General features: G+C 71.5%; 4 protein-coding genes. 1 reads left to right on the top strand and 3 read right to left on the bottom strand.

Going from position 1 to position 17,479, the window contains the following annotated elements; translation table 11 throughout:
* From LOK44_RS13965 to LOK44_RS13975, 3 genes are all read right to left on the bottom strand, one after another.
* Positions 1–2,244 carry an MMPL family transporter gene (locus LOK44_RS13965; protein ID WP_237570668.1) on the bottom strand — a complete coding sequence of 748 codons (2,244 nt, stop codon included), beginning with the start codon at positions 2,242–2,244 and terminating at the stop codon, positions 1–3.
* Positions 2,245–2,409: 165 nt separating this feature from the next.
* The gene (locus LOK44_RS13970; RefSeq protein ID WP_237570669.1) at positions 2,410–2,976 is read right to left on the bottom strand and encodes a MarR family transcriptional regulator; all 567 of its coding nucleotides are present in this window, start codon (positions 2,974–2,976) and stop codon (positions 2,410–2,412) included.
* A gap of 34 nt (positions 2,977–3,010) precedes the next feature.
* Entirely contained in the window at positions 3,011–4,621 is a 1,611-nt protein-coding gene (locus LOK44_RS13975) for a pyruvate, phosphate dikinase (RefSeq protein WP_237570670.1), read from the bottom strand.
* A 374-nt stretch (positions 4,622–4,995) separates the two neighbouring features.
* Between LOK44_RS13975 and LOK44_RS13980 the strand changes: the two genes are divergently transcribed.
* Positions 4,996–17,475, top strand: coding sequence for a type I polyketide synthase (locus tag LOK44_RS13980; protein WP_237570671.1), 12,480 nt, complete (start codon positions 4,996–4,998; stop codon positions 17,473–17,475).
* Positions 17,476–17,479 lie beyond the last annotated feature (4 nt).

The following is a 17,479-nucleotide window of genomic DNA, read 5'->3' on the forward strand; positions in this document are numbered from 1 at the left end:
CTAGCGCCAGGCGCGGGCCGGTTCGCGCGGCCAGCGGTGCCTACCGCCCAGCGGTCGGCGCGCCGGGGCGACGCGACCACACTCGCGCAACCCGAAGCGGCCGTGCCAGCGCGCCATCCCCTCGGGGGCCCACCAGTTGCGCGGACCCATCAGGTGCATGAACGCCGGCACCAGCAGCATGCGCACCAGCGTCGCGTCCATCAGCACGGCGAGCGTCAACCCGAGCCCGAACATCCGCATGATCGACACCTCCGACGCCATCAGCGCCGCGAACGAGATCGCCATGAGAAGCGCAGCGGCCGTGACGATCCGGCCGGTACGCGACAGCCCGAGCGCGATCGCCTCGTCGTTGTCGGCCTTGGTCTCCCGCCCGCCCTTGAGCCAGTACTCGCGGATGCGCGAGATCAGGAACACCTCGTAGTCCATCGACAGCCCGAAGGCGACGCAGAACAGCAGCACGGGTACGTGCGCGACCAATGATCCCGTCGCCGTCGTGCCGAGCGCACCCAGCGCTCCGTCCTGGAAGATCCACACCAGCGCGCCGAACGTCGCCGTCAACGACAGCACGTTGAGCACCACGGCCTTGATCGGCAGCAGCAGGCTGCCCGTCAGCATGAACAGCAGCACGAACGTGATTACGCCGATCACCAACAGCACCAAGGGAAGTCGCGCGCTGATCGCCTCGGCGTTGTCGTGGGTCACCTGTGCGATGCCGCCGACGAGGAAGGGCTGGTCGTTCGGCCCGATCACCGAGTGGATCCAGTCCAGCGGGCTGGGTTTCTCGTCGGTGACGGTCGGGGCGCTGCTGGTGACCGTCAGATACGCACTGCCGTCCACGATTCCGGTCGGGGCCGACGGCGGGCCACGCAGCGCACCGCCGGAGAAGGTGCCCGTGGGCGCCGACACCGACGTCACGTGCCGGGTCGCGGACAAATCGCGCGCGAAGCGCGACAGCTCACCCGCATCCACGTCCGAGGCATCGGGCACCACGATCGTCATCGCGGTCGCCGGGTTGTAGCCGAAGTCGTCGCGCAGCTGGTCGCCGACCTGGCGCGCCGACGCCGAATCCGGCAGCATCCGCTCGTCGGGGAAGCCCCACTTCACGTGCAGGAACGGCGCACCCAGGGTCAGCAGCAGCACGGTCACGCCGATGCCGACGGCCACCGCGCGGCGGGTCGCGAACCGCGCGGTGCGATACCAGAACGTGCCCTCGAGCGTCGGCGCCGCAGCCGGCCGACGGAACGCGCGCCGGGCCAGGGGCCGCAGATCGAGGGCGTCGATGCGGTCGCCGAGCACCACGATGGCGGCGGGCGCGATCACCAACGCGGCCAGCGCCGTCAACGCCACGACCGTGAGGCCAGCGAAGGCGAACGACTTCAGGAAGTACATCGGGAACAGCACCAGCGCGACCATCGACAGCCCAACGGTGGTCGCCGAGAACAACACCGTCCGGCCCGCGGTGGCCATCGTCTGACACAGCGCCGTCTCGACGTCCGAACCGCTCGCCCGCTCCTCGCGGTAGCGGCTGGTGATCAGGAGGGTGTAGTCGACGGCCAGCGCGAGGCCCATGGCGATGGTCAGGTTCAGCGCGAACGTCGACACCTCGGTGACGTGGGTGAGCAGACGCAGCAGCGCGGTCGACCCGACGATCGCCCAGATGCCCACCAGCAGCGGAATCGACGCGGCGAGCAGTCCGCCGAAGACGCCGACGAGCACCAGGAACGTGAAGGGGATCGCGAGCGCCTCCATCATCAGCAGGTCGCGTTCGGACTGCTGGTTGATCTCCACGTACGCCATCGCGGGTCCCCCCGCGGTCACCGTCACGTCGCCGCGCGTCCCCGCGAACCTGTCGGCGAGTTCCTCGGCGTGCCGCTGCGCCTCGCTGCCGCCGCCCGCGATGCCCACGACCACGAGGCCGGTGCGGCCGTCGCCACTGACGAGCGCGTCGGCACCTGCGGGCGGCACCGTCCACGGCGACTGGACGTCGGCGACGAACGGGTAACCGGCCACGCGGTCGACGATGTCGTGGCCGACGGCTCGAGCAGACGCACCCCGCGCTCCGCCACGTGCGTCGGGAGCCTCGACGGCGAACACCATCTGCAGGTCGCCCTGCCCGAACTTGTCTGCCATCAGGTCGGCGACCCGAGAGGACTCGGCGCCGGGATCCCGGAAGCCGGCGGCGGAGAGCGACTTCGTGACGTGAACGCCGTAGATGCCGGCGCCGACGGCCAGGAGTGCGGCCACGACGAGGATGAAGCGGGGTGCCCTGAATGCGAGGCGAGCGAGGAACTGCAGCTCAATGAACCTTCCGTGCTGACGAAGGTCCAGCGTGCGTGATCATTTTCAAGACCACACGAGTTATCGACCAGTTCGTCGAATCGATCATCGTGACGGTCGATCGACGCGGTTTCAGTCCTCGCGGGTGCGGCCGGCCAGGCCGATGAGTTCTTCGTGCAGCTCGAACCAGACGGTGTGGTACGAGTCGACCAGCGGGCGGCTCAGCCACGCCAGGTCGCCCGCGGCGGCCAGACGCAGCGCGGCCGCGAGCCGGTCGGCGTAGCGGCTCAGCCGCGGCAGCAGCTCCGCCGCCGCGGCGATCACGGGAGTGACGCGCTGGTGGACGTCCTGCACGCTCGCCAACACGTCGGCGTCGCCTGCTGGATCCGCCGCACCGCCGGCCCGCCCGAGTTGCCACTGCGAGAGCGCGGCCTTGAAGTCGGCGTTCACCGGGGTGAACCGCTCGTAGACCGCCTCGGCGGCCGCGTGGTCGACGCTCGCGCGTTCGGCCGCGAGCAACTCCGCCAGCCGCTCGCGGCCGGCCGGGGTCAGCCGCAACGCGGGTGCGCTGAGCAGGGCCCCGTCGGCCACCAGACGGTCCACGACCGCGCTCGGATCGGCGCCCAGCGCGCCGGCCAGGTCGGCGGCGCCGACCCGCCCCTTCAGCCGCACGGTCTGCAGCACGTCGCGTTCGTTCATGACCTGTGCCATCTGTTCTTCGCGCAAGCGCTCATCACCCGCCCAGCCTGCGTCGCGCCGCCACCAACGTCGCCACCAACGGCTCGGGCGACCTCACGTCCACCAGGCCCGCCGAGAGCGCACCGGCCACCGCATCCTCCGAGGCATCCATCGCAGGGTGGTCGCCGTCGGCGTGCACCCGCAGCGGGCTCACCCGCCGGGCGATGTCGTCGAGCCGGTGCAACTCAGGGGTGTCGGCAGCCGACCACGCCGTCGGTTCCAGCGCGCCGGCCCGCACCTCGCCGCTGTCGCCGTCGACGGTGATCATCGTGCCGTCGACCACGGCGCCCAGCCCGCCGCCGCACCCGACGACCGCGGGCAGCCCGAGCTCCCTGGCGACGATCGCGGCGTGGCTGGTGGCGCCGCCGACCTCGGTGACCACGCCGCGCGCTGCGACCATGCCCGCCATGTCGTCGGGGCTGGTCGTGGGTCGCACCAGGATCACGTCCTGGCCGGCGTCGGAGGCGTCGACCGCGGCGTCGCTCGTCGTACAGGCCAGCCCGGACGCCACGCCTGGGCTCGCGGGCAGCCCGGTGGCCAGCAGCCGGGCCGCCAGCCGGGTCTCGGGGGCCAGCGTGGTCGCCATTGCCGCCCGCAGCTGCGCCGGGGTGACGCGGGCCAGCACCTCGGCCTCGTCGATCACGCCCTCGTCGTGCAGCGCCAGCGCGAGGCGCACCGCAGCGCGGGCCGACCGCTGCGCGACGCGCGACTGCAGCAGCCACAGTTTGCCCGCCTCGACGGTGAACTCGACGTCCTGCACGTCGGCCCCGTGCTGCTCGAGGCGGATGCCCGCCGCCAGCAACTCGTCGTGGACGTCGGGCATGGTGCGGGCCAGCACGTCGAGGGTCTCGCAGTCCCTGGCGCCGGAAACGACGTCGTCGCCCTGTCCCGTCGGCAACCACTCGCCGAACGGTTCGGGCGAGCCGGTCGCGGGATTGCGCGTGAAGAGCACGCCGGTGCCCGACTCGGAGTCGAGGTTGCCGAACACCATCGCCTGCACGAGGACGGCGACCCGGTCGGGCTCGTCGAGATGGTGATGGGTTCGGTAGGCGAGCACGCGGTCCGACGTCCACGACTCCAGGACGGCGGCCATCGCGCCGCGTAGCTGCTCATACGGGTAGGCCGGCGGGTCGACGTGCACCGCGCGCCGGTAACCCCGCCGGAACCGGTCCAGCGTGTCGCGGGCGAAACCGGGCGAGTACCGCGCTGCCAGCGCGTCGGCAACGGCGTCGTCGATGCCGACGTCGAGCACCGTCTCCAGCATCCCTGGCATCGACGTCACCCCGCTGCTGCGCACCGCGACCAGCAGCGGCCGCTCACCACCGCCGAACGTCGCGCCGGTGTGCTCCTGCAGGGCCTTGAGACCGTCCAGGACGTCCGGCCAGGCCTCGTCGAGCACCGCGTGGGGGTCGGCAGCGCACTCCCGGCACCAGGCGATGGTCAGGCAGAACGCAGGGGGCACCGGAAGCCCGAGGCGGGCGATCTCGCCGAGCGCCCTGCCCTTGCCGCCGACCAGCGCGCGGGGATGGTCGGAGTCGGCGTCGAGCGTCAATACCCGGTGGTGATGCGCACCGTGAACGCCAGGTCGCTGCGCTTTCAGGATCATCACCACCTCCGCCGTCGGTCCGGACGCACCCCGGCACATTGGTTGCCCGAGTCTAGGCACCCCACACCGTGGTGGCCCCATACACCACCCGCGGGGTGGCCGGCGTCGGATATGGTCACCCAAGCGCGACGCACGGGGCACGCCGCCAGTAGATTTGCGGCGATGGTCCGCTTTGCAGCGCGAAATCGTCGGGGACGAGAACGGCATCGTGACATCGGCGTCGCGGTGCGCACCACGGGCTTCTTGAATGGACCGACGATGGCCGGACACCAAACGGTGCTGGTCAGCGCGTCCACCACGGGCCCGGCAGCCACAACTTCAGCGTCGTCCGACACGGACGTCTGACACACACGGGCCGACAAGGGACACACCGAATGGTCAATCAACTCGAGCATGCCACCGAAGCGCTCCGCAAGGCGCTCGGCCAGGTCGAACGGCTCAAGAACCAGAACCGCGCACTCCTGGAGCGCTCCGGCGAGCCGATAGCCGTCGTCGGCATGTCCTGCCGGTACCCCGGCGGGGTCGAGAGCCCCGAGGACCTCTGGCGCATGGTCGCCGAAGGCCGTGACGTCATCTCCGAACTGCCGGAGGACCGCGGCTGGGACACCGCCGGGCTGTACGACCCCGATCCGGACGCCCCGGGCAAGTCGTATGCCAGGACCGGCGGCTTCGTGGAGAACGTCGCCGACTTCGACGCGGGCTTCTTCGGCATCGCCACCAACGAGGCCATGGCCATGGACCCACAGCAACGCATGCTGCTCGAGCTGTCCTGGGAGGCGCTCGAGCGCTCCGGCGTCGATCCGAGTTCGCTGCGCGGTAGCTCGACGGGTGTGTTCGCCGGCGTCATCGCGGGCGGCTACGGCATGTCCGACGACGCCATCGAGGGCTACCGCCTGACCGGCATGACGTCCAGCGTGACCTCGGGCCGCGTGGCCTACGTGCTGGGCCTCGAGGGCCCGGCCGTGTCGGTCGACACGGCGTGCTCGTCGTCCCTGGTGGCGCTGCACATGGCGGTTCAGGCGCTGCGCCTCGGCGAATGCGACCTCGCGCTCGCCGGCGGTGTCACCGTCAACGCGACGCCCACCATCTTCGTCGAGTTCAGCCGTCACCGCGGCCTCGCACCCGACGGTCGCTGCAAGCCCTACGCCAACGCCGCGAACGGCGTTGGCTGGGCCGAGGGCGGCGGCGTGCTCGTCGTCGAGCGGCTGTCCGACGCGCTGCGCAACGGTCACCAGGTGCTCGCGGTCGTCAAGGGCACCGCCGTCAACCAGGACGGCGCGTCCAACGGGTTGACCGCGCCCAACGGCCCGTCGCAGCAGCGCGTGGTGCGCGCCGCGCTCGCCAACGCAGGCCTGACGACGGCTCAGGTCGACGTCGTGGAGGGCCACGGCACCGGCACCCCCCTCGGTGACCCGATCGAGGCCCAGGCACTGCTCGCGACCTACGGCCAGGAGCGGTCGAACCCGCTGTGGCTGGGGTCGGTGAAGTCCAACATGGGCCACACCCAAGCCGCGGCCGGCGTCGCTGGTGTCATCAAGATGATCATGGCGATGCACAACGACGTGCTGCCCAAGTCGCTACACGTCGACGAGCCCAGCCCGCACGTCGACTGGACCGCGGGTGCGGTCTCCCTGCTGGCCGAGGCGCAGCCGTGGCCGGCGGGACCCACGCCCCGCCGGGCAGGCATCTCGTCCTTCGGCATCAGCGGCACCAACGCACACGTCATCGTCGAAGAGCCTGCGGCAGTGGACCATTCGGTCACCGCCGAGGCGCCGGAGACCCAGCTGCTGCCGTGGGTGCTCACCGCGAAGTCCCCCGCTGCGCTCGCCGGGCAGGCGACCAAGCTCAGCTCCTACCTCGACGGCCACGACGTCACAGACCTCGACGTGGCGTGGACCCTGGCGGGACGCGCTGCCTTCGAACACCGCGCCGTGGTGCTCGGCACCGACCGCGAGTCGCTGCTCGCCGGACTGGCCGAACTCTCCGCCGCCTCCGACACCCCGTCCCGTGCGATCAGCGGACACGCGACGCCCACCAGCAAGACCGCCTTCGTCTTCCCGGGCCAGGGCAGCCAGTGGCTCGGCATGGGCATCGAACTCCTGGAAAGCTCAACGGTTTTCGCCGAGGAGATCGCCGCGTGCGGTGAGGCGCTGGCGGAGTTCGTGGACTGGTCGCTGATCGACGTGCTGCGCGGCGTCGATGGTGCGCCGAGCCTGGACCGCGTCGACGTCGTTCAGCCGGTGCTCTTCGCGATCATGGTGTCGCTGGCCCGGCTGTGGCGTTCGCTCGGCGTGACCCCGGATGCCGTGATCGGCCACTCGCAGGGCGAGATCGCCGCGGCCTACGTCGCAGGCGCACTGTCGCTGCGCGACGCCGCTCGCGTCGTGGCCCTGCGCAGCAAGCTCCTGGTCGTCCTGTCCGGCGAGGCAGGCATGGTGTCGTTGGCGTGCAGTGCCGATCGGGCGCACGAATTGCTGCTGGGCCTCGAAGGTCTCGGCATCGCCGCGATCAACGGCCGCTCCGCGGTCGTGGTGTCCGGCGCCAGCGCCCAGCTCGACGAACTGATCCGCCAGTGCGAGGCGCTCGAGATCCGGGCACGCCGCATCGACGTCGACTACGCATCGCACTCGGTGCAGGTCGAGGCGATCCGTGACCAGCTGATCGAGGCGCTCGCCGACGTCGAACCCCGGTCCGTCAAAACGGCTTTCGTCTCGACCGTCACCGGCGAGCTGATGGACACCGCGGGCCTGGACGCCCAGTACTGGTACCGCAACCTGCGCCAGACGGTCGAGTTCGACCAGGCCGTCCGCACCGCGTGCAAGCACGGCTACCGCGCGTTCATCGAGTCCAGCCCCCACCCGGTGCTCATCGCGGGCGTCGAGGACACCGTGCTCGACGCCACCGAGGGCGTCGAACCGATCGTGGTGCCGTCCCTCGGCCGCGACGACGGCGGCCTCGACCGCTTCATGGCATCGGCCGCCCAGGCCTGGGTCGCGGGCGTTCCCGTGGTCTGGCGCCAGGCGTGCGCCGGTGGCGCACTGGCGGACCTGCCCACGTATGCCTTCGAGCGGCGCCGGTTCTGGTTGTCCGGTGGCGCAGGCGGTTCCGGCGACGCGGCAGGCTTCGGCCTGGCCGGCTCCGGCCACGCACTGCTGAACGCCGTCGTCGAGGTCCCCGACTCCGGTCAGATCATGCTCACCGGCCGACTGGCCGCCTCCTCGCAGGGCTGGCTGTCCGACCACGCGGTCGGTGGCACGGTGCTCTTCCCCGGCGCAGGCTTCGTCGAACTCGTCATCCGCGCGGGTGACGAGGTGGGCTGCCCTGCCATCGAGGAACTGACCCTGCAGGCGCCGCTGGTGGTGCCGCCGACCGGCGTCCCGTTGCGCGTGGTGGTGGGATCGGAGCAGGAGTCGGGTTCCCGCGCGGTGTCGGTGTTCTCCCGGCCCAATGACGAAGCGGCGGAGTGGGTCTGCAACGCCGAGGCCGTCGTCGGAACGGAAGCGGGAACCCCCGCGGCCGACCTGGCGGAGTGGCCGCCCACCGGCGCCGTCCCGGTCGACGTGACCGACGCATACGCCATGCTCGCCGAGCGCGGCTACGAGTACGGTCCCGCCTTCCGCGGGCTGAATGCGATGTGGCGCCGCGGCGCCGAGGTGTTCGCGGAGGTCGCACTGCCGCAGGACGTGGCTGCCGGTGACTTCGGCGTCCACCCCGCGCTGCTCGACTCCGCACTGCACGCGGTGGCACTCGCCGCCGAGGATCACGCTCTGGCACTACCGTTCTCGTGGGAGCAGGTCACCCTGCACGCCGCGGGCGCATCGTCGGTCCGCGTCCGCATCACCCCCACCGGCACCCACTCGGTGTCGATCGAACTGGCCGACGGTCTCGGCCTGCCGGTGCTGTCGGTCGGATCGATGACGGCCAGGCCGGTCAGCGCTGACCAGATCGCGTCGGCCATGGCGGGTAGCCGCGCCGAGGGCGAACTGTTCGAGGTGGAGTGGTCGCCCGTCACCGCACCCGAGACGGTGACACCGCTGCCCGAGGGCGTCGTCACGTTCGAATCCGTCCCTGTGGCAAGCGATTCCGCTGATTTGCCCGCCGCCGTCCGGGACGCGACCATCGCCGCGCTGACGAGCATCCAGTCGTTCCTCGCCGAGCCGGCAGGCACGCTGGTGGTCGTCACCCGTGGCGCCGTGGCACCACTGCCCGGCATCGACGTCACCGACCTGGCCGGTGCGGCGGTGTGGGGCCTGGTCCGCGCAGCGCAGACCGAGAACCCGGGCCGCATCGTGTTGGCCGACATCGGTTCGAGCACGGCAGGTGACTTCGACCTGGCCACCCTGCTCTCGGTCGGCGAGCCGCAGGTCGTGCTGCGCGACGGTGCGCTCTACGCGCCCCGCGTGGTCCGCAGCCGCGGCACCGACGGCGTCCTCACCCCGCCCGACAGCGGCAAGCCTTGGCGCCTCGGCGTCACGACCGCGGGCACGTTCGAGGACCTCGCGCTGCTCGAGGTGCCGAACTCCGACGCACCCCTGCCGCCCGGCCACATCCGGGTCGAGATGCGCGCCGTCGCAGCCAACTTCCGCGACGTGATGATCACCCTCGGCATGTTCACCCACGACGCGCTCATCGGTAGCGAGGGCTCCGGCGTCGTCACCGAGATCGGTCCGGACGTCACGGGTTTCGAGGTCGGCCAGCGCGTGATGGGCCTGTTCCCCGAGGGCACCGGCACGCTCGTCGCGGCCGACGCCCGCCTGATCGCACCCATCCCCACCGGGTGGACCGACGCCGAGGCCGCCGCCGCACTCGTGGTGTTCACCACCGCCTACTACGGACTGAAGGAGCTGGCCGACGTCCAGCCCGGCCAGTCGATCCTCATCCATGCCGCCACAGGCGGCGTGGGCCTGGCCGCCGTGCAACTCGCCCGCTACTGGGGCATGGAGGTGTACACCACCGCCAGCCGCCCCAAGTGGGACACGTTGCGCGCGTTGGGCTTCGACGACGACCACATCGGCGACTCGCGAAACCTGGACTTCGAGCAGAAGTTCCTCGAGGTCACCGGTGGTCGCGGGTTCGACGTCGTGCTCGACTCGCTGGCAGGCGACTTCGTCGACGCATCGCTGCGTCTGCTGCCCCGCGGTGGCGTCTTCCTCGAGATGGGCAAGACCGACATCCGCGACGCCGACACGATCGCCGCCGCCCACGAGGGCGTCCGGTACCGGGCGTTCGACCTGTTCGAGCCCGGCCGGCCCCGCATGCACGACTACATCGTCGAGCTGTCCGGCATGTTCGAATCCGGCATCCTCACGCCGCTTCCGGTCACGACGTTCGACGTCCGTCGCGGCCCCGCGGCGCTGCGGCACCTGAGCCAGGCCCGCCACATCGGCAAGATCGTCATGACGATGCCCGGCAACTGGTCCGCGGGCACCGTCCTGATCACCGGCGGCACCGGCATGGCAGGCGCGGCGATCGCTCGCCACGTCGTCGCCGAGCACGGCGCGCGTCACCTCCTGCTGGTGTCGCGCCGTGGACCCGACGCCCCCGGCGCGAGAGAACTCGTCGACGAACTCACCGCCGCGGGCGCGAACGTCCGCGTGGTGGCTGCCGACGCCGCCGACCGCGCCCAACTGCAGGCCGTGCTCGACGGCGTAGAGGTGCCGCTGACGGCGGTCGTGCACGCCACCGGTGTGCTCGACGACGCCGTGATCGGCTCGCTGACGCCCGAGCGTGTCGAGCCCGTGCTGCGCGCCAAGGTCGACGCCGCGTGGAACCTGCACGAACTCACTAGGGGCGCCAATCTCGGTGCCTTCATGCTGTTCTCGTCGATGGCAGGCGTGGTCGGCTCGGCCGGCCAGGCCAACTACTGCGCCGCGAACACGTTCGTCGACGGTCTCGCCACGCACCGGCGGGCCCACGGCTTGCCCGCGACGTCGCTCGCGTGGGGCCTGTGGGACCAGGCGAGTGCGATGACCGGTCACCTCGAAGAGGCCGACCTGTCCCGCCTCGGCCGCGATGGCATCCTCGCGATGTCGAGCGACGACGCGATGGCGCTGTTCGACAGCGCACTCGTCGTCGGCGAGCCCCTGCTGGCACCCGCGCGGATCGATCGCAGCGCGCTGCGCACCCGGTCCGCCCAGGGCGTGCTGCCGCCGATGTTCAGCCGCCTGGCCAGCGCGCCGACCCGCCGCCGCGTCGACGACTCGCTGGTCGCCGCGAAGTCGAAGTCGGCTCTGGCACAACGTCTGCAGGGTCTCTCGGAGCCCGCGCAGCAGGCGCTCATCCTGGATCTGCTGCGGTCGCACATGTCGACCGTGCTAGGGACGACCGAGCCGGAGTCGATCAACGCCGACCTGGCGTTCTCCGATCACGGCTTCGACTCCCTGACCGCCGTCGAGCTGCGCAACCGGCTCAAGACGGCGACCGGTCTCGCGCTGTCGCCGACGCTGATCTTCGACTACCCCACCCCGCAGGCACTCGCCGGTTACATCCGCACCGAACTGGCCGGGGACGCCTCGGCCCAGGAGCAGGCGCGGCAGACCACGACGGTCCAGTCGGTGGTCGACGAGCCGATCGCCATCGTCGGCATCTCCTGCCGCTACCCCGGCGGCGTCGACTCGCCGGAGACGCTGTGGGACATGGTCGCAGCGGGTCGCGACGTCGTCTCCGACTTCCCGACCGACCGCGGCTGGGACCTGGCAAACCTGTTCGACGCCGATCCCGATGCGGCGGGCACGTCCTACGCCAACACCGGCGGCTTCCTCTACGACGCCGCTGACTTCGACCCGGCGTTCTTCGGCGTCTCACCCACCGAGGCGCTGGCCATGGACCCGCAGCAGCGGCTGTTCCTGGAACTCGCCTGGGAGGCCCTGGAGCGCGGCGGGTTCGACCCCGCGTCGTTGCGCGGCAGCGCCACCGGCGTGTTCGCGGGCGTCTACGCCCAGGGTTACGGCATCGGTGCCGACGGCGCCGAGGGCTTCCGTCTGACGGGCCAGGCGTCGAGCGTGGCGTCGGGCCGGGTGTCCTACGTGCTCGGCCTCGAGGGTCCCGCCGTGTCGGTCGACACCGCGTGCTCCTCGTCGCTGGTCGCCCTCCACATGGCGGTGCAGGCACTGCGCCTCGGCGAGTGCGATCTCGCGCTCGCGGGTGGTGTCACGATCAACGCGACGCCGGACGTCTTCGTCGAGTTCAGCAGGCAGCGCGGCCTGTCCTCCGATGGTCGGTGCAAGTCGTTCGCGGGTGCCGCGGACGGCACCGGATTCGCCGATGGCGGCGGCATTCTCGTCGTCGAGCGGCTGTCGGACGCCCAGCGCAACGGCCACCAGGTCCTGGCGGTCGTGCGCGGCTCCGCGATCAACCAGGACGGCGCGTCCAACGGACTCACCGCCCCCAACGGTCCGTCGCAGCAGCGCGTCGTGCGTGCCGCGCTCGCCAACGCAGGCCTGACGCCGTCGGACGTCGACGCCGTCGAGGCGCACGGCACCGGAACCACGCTGGGCGACCCGATCGAGGCGCAGGCACTGCTGGCGACCTACGGGCAGAACCGCTCCGAGCCGCTGTACCTGGGCTCGATCAAGTCGAACATGGGCCACAGCCAGGCCGCCGCAGGCGTCGCAGGCATCATCAAGGTCGTCGAATCACTGCGCCACGACACGCTTCCCGCGACGCTGCACGTCGACGAGCCCAGCCCGCACGTGGATTGGTCGATGGGTTCGATCGCACTGCTGACCGAGCCGCGACCGTGGCAGCCCAACGGCCACCCGCGCCGCGCAGGCGTCTCGTCGTTCGGGATCAGCGGCACCAACGCGCACGTCATCATCGAGGAGGCTCCGGCCAACCCGGCGACCGACGCGCGCGTGGTCACCGAGCATCCGCCGGTCGTGCCGTGGACGCTGTCGGCGAAGTCGCCCGACGCGCTGACCGCCCAGGCCCGCCGCATCGCCGAGCACCTCGACGCCCACCCGGACGTCGACCCGCTCGACGTCGGCTGGACCCTCGGCGGCCGCAGCGCCTTCCCGCACCGCGCGGTGGTGCTCGGCGCCGACCGCGACGAGCTGCTGCGCGGGCTGACCGCGCTGTCACTCGACGAGCCGGCCAACGGCTTCGTCCGCGGCCGCGCCAGCGGCGGTGGCAAGACGGCGTTCGTGTTCCCCGGCCAGGGCTCCCAAGCGCTCGGCATGGGACGCGAGCTGCACGCCGCCTACCCGGTGTTCGCCGACGCGTTCGACGCCACGGCACGCGAACTCGACCGCCATCTGCTGCGCCCGGTGCGCGACGTGATGTGGGGCGCCAACGGCACGCTGCTCGACAGCACCGAGTTCGCCCAGCCGGCCCTGTTCGCCATCGAGGTGGCGCTGTTCCGCCTGCTCGAATCGTGGGGTGTGCGACCGGACTACCTGATCGGACACTCGATCGGCGAGCTGTCGGCCGCACACGTGGCCGGCGTCCTGTCGCTGGAGAACGCGGCAGCGCTAGTCGTGGCCCGCGGCAGGCTCATGCAGCGGCTGCCCGAGGGCGGCGCGATGGTCGCGGTCGCCGCGACCGAGGACGAGGTCGCACCACTGCTGCGCGACGACGTCTCGATCGCCGCGGTGAACGCGCCCGGCTCCGTGGTGATCTCGGGCCCGCAGGACGCGGTGCTCGCGGTCGCCGAGACGCTGCGCGAGCAGGGTCGGCGCACGCACCGGCTCGCGGTGTCGCACGCATTCCACTCGTCGCTCATGGAGCCGATGCTGCTGGAGTTCAACACCCTTGCCAGCGGCATGTCCGTCACGGCGCCGAGCATTCCGGTGATCTCCAACCTCACCGGTGAGGTCGCAGGCCCTGACTTCGGCACGTCGGCGTACTGGCAGCGGCACATCCGCGAGGCGGTCCGCTTCGCCGACGGCGTGCGCGCGCTGGCCGCGGCGGGCGTCACCCGGTTCCTCGAACTCGGGCCGGCCAGCGGGCTGACGGCGTCGATCGCGCAGACACTGGCCGATCGGGATGCGGCGGTCGAGCCGGTCGCCGCGTCGGTGCTGCGCAAGGACCGGCCGGAACCGACGACGCTGCTGACGGCGCTCGCCGAGTTCTCGATCGCCGGTGGCGACGTGTCGTGGCGCGGCATCTGCGAAGGCGGACGGTTGGCCGACCTGCCCACCTACGCCTTCCAGCGCCGCCGCTTCTGGCTGTCGACGCAGGGCTCCGGTGCCACCAACGCCGTTGGCCTCGGCCTCGGTGGTACCGAGCACGCGCTGCTCGGTGCGGTCGTCGAGATGCCGGAGTCCGGTGGCGTGACGCTGACCGGTCGCCTCTCGGTTTCCACGCAGTCGTGGCTGTCCGATCACGCCGTCGGCGGGGTCGTGCTGTTCCCGGGCGCCGGGTTCGTCGAGCTGGCGATCCGCGCGGGCGACGAGGTCGGCTGCAACACCGTCGACGAGCTGATGTTGCACGCACCGCTGGTCCTCCCGCCCGAGGGCGTCGCCGTCCAGGTGGTCGTGAGCGCGGCGGACGCGGGCGGCGCGCACGTGGTGTCGATCTTCTCCCGGCCGGACGCCGACGGTTCGCCGTGGACGCTGCACGCCGAGGGCGAACTCGGCGTCGAGGCGACCAAGCCCGGTGCCGAACTCACGGTGTGGCCCCCAGTCGGGGCCCGCGAGGTCGACGTCGCAGACGCCTACGAGGTGCTGTCGGCGCGCGGCTACCAGTACGGTCCTGCCTTCCAGAACCTCACCGCGATGTGGCGCCGCGGCGACGAGATCTTCGCCGAGGTGAAGCTGGGACAGGACGTGTCGGTCGCCGGACTCGGCGTGCACCCCGCGCTGCTCGACGGCGCCCTGCACGCGGTGATCCTGGGTAAAGACTCCGACGAGCTGGCGCTGCCCTTCTCCTGGCAGAAGGTGTCGCTGCACGCCGCGGGCGCCTCGGCGATCCGGGCTCGGATCGCTCCGAACGGCCCGAGTTCGATGTCGATCGACCTCGCCGACGGACTGGGTCTGCCGGTGCTGTCGGTGCAGTCCATGGTCGCCCGGCCGGTCACGGCCGAGCAGCTGGCTGCCGCGGTCGGCGGCACGAAGAACGGCGGCGAGCTGTTCGAGGTCATCTGGTCCCCCGTCACCCAGCAGGCAGACGCCGCAGGGGCCGATGGTGACGTCCCGGTGTACGAGCTGGACACCCAGGCCCAGGCGTCCGAGGTGCCCGGCGTGTACGCCGCCACCCACGCGGCACTCGAGCGCATGCAGTCCTGGCTCGCCGGGCCTTCTGCGGACGCGAGGAGCAGTCAGGATCCAGCCACGCTCGTCGTGGTCACCCGCGGCGCGGTCGCCATGCCGGGCGAGAAGCTCGCCAACCTGGCGGGCGCGGCGGCATGGGGCCTGATCCGGGCCGCTCAGACCGAGCACCCCGGCCGCGTCGTGCTCCTCGACACCGACGACACCGCACCGGTCGACCAGAGTGTCCTCGCGTCCGTCGTCGCCACAGGCGAACCGCAGATCTTGCTCCGCAAGGGCACCCTGCACCTCGCCCGCGTAGTGCCGAGCCGGGCCGCCGAGGCCGTGCTGACACCGCCCGCCGACGGTTCGCCGTGGCGGCTGGCGGTCGGGACGCCGGGCACGTTTGACGACCTGGTGCTCGAACCCATCCCGGATGCCGGCGAACCGCTCGGTGCAGGCCGGGTGCGGGTGGCGATCCGAGCGATCGCGGCGAACTTCCGCGACGTGATGATCACCCTGGGGCTGTACCCGGGTGAGGCCGTCATGGGCATCGAGGCGACCGGCGTGGTCACCGAGGTGGGTCCCGACGTGGCGGGTGTGTCGGTGGGCGACCGCGTGATGGGTCTGTTCCCCGAGGGCACCGGCACCGTCGCCACCACCGACGCGCGCGTCGTGCTGCCCGTCCCGCCGGAGTGGCGTGACACCGAGGCCGCCGGCTTCACTGTGGGCTTCGCGACCGCGTTCTTCGCGCTGCGCCAGATCGCCGACGTGCAGCCCGGCCAGTCCGTGCTGATCCACGCCGCCACCGGCGGCGTCGGCATGGCGGCCGTGCAGCTGGCCAGGCACTGGGGCCTGGAGGTGTTCGCCACCGCCAGCCAACCCAAGTGGGACACGTTGCGCGCCATGGGCTTCGACGACGACCACATCGGCGACTCCCGCACGCTGGACTTCGAGCAGAAGTTCATGGCCGTGACCGGTGGGCGTGGTGTCGACGTGGTGCTCGACGCGCTGGCGGGCGACTTCGTGGACGCGTCGCTGCGGCTGCTGCCGCGGGGCGGTGCGTTCCTCGAGATGGGCAAGACCGACATGCGCGACGCCGACGCCGTGGCCGCCGCCCACCCGGGCGTGCGGTACCGCGCCTTCGACCTGTTCGAAGCCGGCGCCGACGGCGTGGCCAGGATCCTCACGGGCGTGGCGGAGCTCAGCCGCAGCGGGGTGCTCAAGCCGCTGCCGGTCGATCCGTGGGACGTGCGTCGCGCGCCTGCCGCGCTGCGTCACCTCAGCCAGGCCAAGCACATCGGCAAGGTCGTCATGACGATGCCCGACAACTGGGCGATGGGCACCGTGCTCATCACCGGCGGTACCGGTATGGCGGGTGCATCGGTGGCCCGCCACGTCGTCGCCAATCACGGTGCGCGCGACCTGCTGCTGGTCTCGCGTCGGGGTCCGGACGCGCCAGGTGCCGACGAGCTGGTCGCCGAACTCACCGAGGCGGGCGCCAGCGTGCGCGTCGTCGCGGCCGACGTGTCCGATCGGGACGCGCTGGGCAAGGTGCTGGCCGAGATCGACCATCCGCGGGCGCTATCGGCGGTGTTCCACACCGCTGGCGTGATCGACGACGCCGTCGTCACGTCGCTGACCCCGGAACGCGTCGACACCGTGCTGCGCGCCAAGGTCGACGCGGCCGACAACCTGCACGAGTTGACCCGCGACCTCGATCTGTCGGTGTTCGTTCTGTTCTCCTCGATGGCCGGCCTGGTCGGTGCATCGGGGCAGGCGAACTACTCGGCGGCGAACGCCTACCTCGACGCGCTGGCCAATCACCGGCGCTCGCTGGGACTGCCCGGGATGTCGCTGGGCTGGGGTCTGTGGGATCAGGCCAGCGGCATGACCGGCCACCTGGAGAACGTCGACATCGCACGGCTCAACCGCGACGGCATCCTCGCGATGTCCGTCGAGGAGGCCCTGGCGCTGCTGGACGAGGCACTGGTCGTCAACGAGCCGTTCCTGGTGCCAGCCCGCATCGATCGTGCTGCACTGCGGACGAAGTCGACGGCGGGCACGTTGCCGCCGATGTTCCTCGACCTCATCTCGGGTCCGTCGCGCCGCCAGGTTGGCGACTCGATGGCGGCCGCACAGTCGCGCTCGGCGCTGACGGCGCGGATGGCGGGGCTGCCGGTCGACGAGCAGCAGGCGATCCTGCTGGACCTCGTGCGCTCGCACATGGCGACGGTGCTCGGCTTGCCGTCACCGGAGGCGATCGGCGCGGACCTGGCGTTCCAGGATCACGGCTTCGACTCGCTGACAGCGGTGGAGCTGCGCAACCGGCTCAAGGCGGCGACGGGTCTGACGCTGTCGCCGACGCTGATCTTCGACTATCCGAACCCGACGTCGCTCGCGGAGTACTTCCGCACGCAGCTGGTCGGCGAGGACGGCGAAGCGGCCGGGGACAAGGTCAGTGCGGTCGACGTGGAGCTGCAGCGCGTGGTGTCGTCGATCCCGATCAAGCGGCTACGTCAGGCCGGCGTGCTCGACATGCTGCTCAACCTCGCCGGTCAGTCGGGTGACGTCACCGAGGACGCGGCAGGCGACCGGGGTGCGCAGAGCATCGAGGACATGGACCTGCAGGACCTGCTCAAGGCGTTCGACGACGATGACGACGACTAGGAAG

It is taken from the genome of Mycolicibacterium lacusdiani (assembly GCF_021916785.1).
In the GTDB taxonomy this organism is placed as follows: Bacteria; Actinomycetota; Actinomycetes; order Mycobacteriales; family Mycobacteriaceae; genus Mycobacterium; species Mycobacterium lacusdiani.

Coding starts and splice junctions, on each gene's coding strand:
- LOK44_RS13975 (WP_237570670.1), bottom strand. CDS start 4,621: ATGATCCTGAAAGCGCAGCGACCTGGCGTTCACGGTGCGCATCACCAC.
- LOK44_RS13980 (WP_237570671.1), top strand. CDS start 4,996: ATGGTCAATCAACTCGAGCATGCCACCGAAGCGCTCCGCAAGGCGCTC.
- LOK44_RS13970 (WP_237570669.1), bottom strand. CDS start 2,976: ATGAACGAACGCGACGTGCTGCAGACCGTGCGGCTGAAGGGGCGGGTC.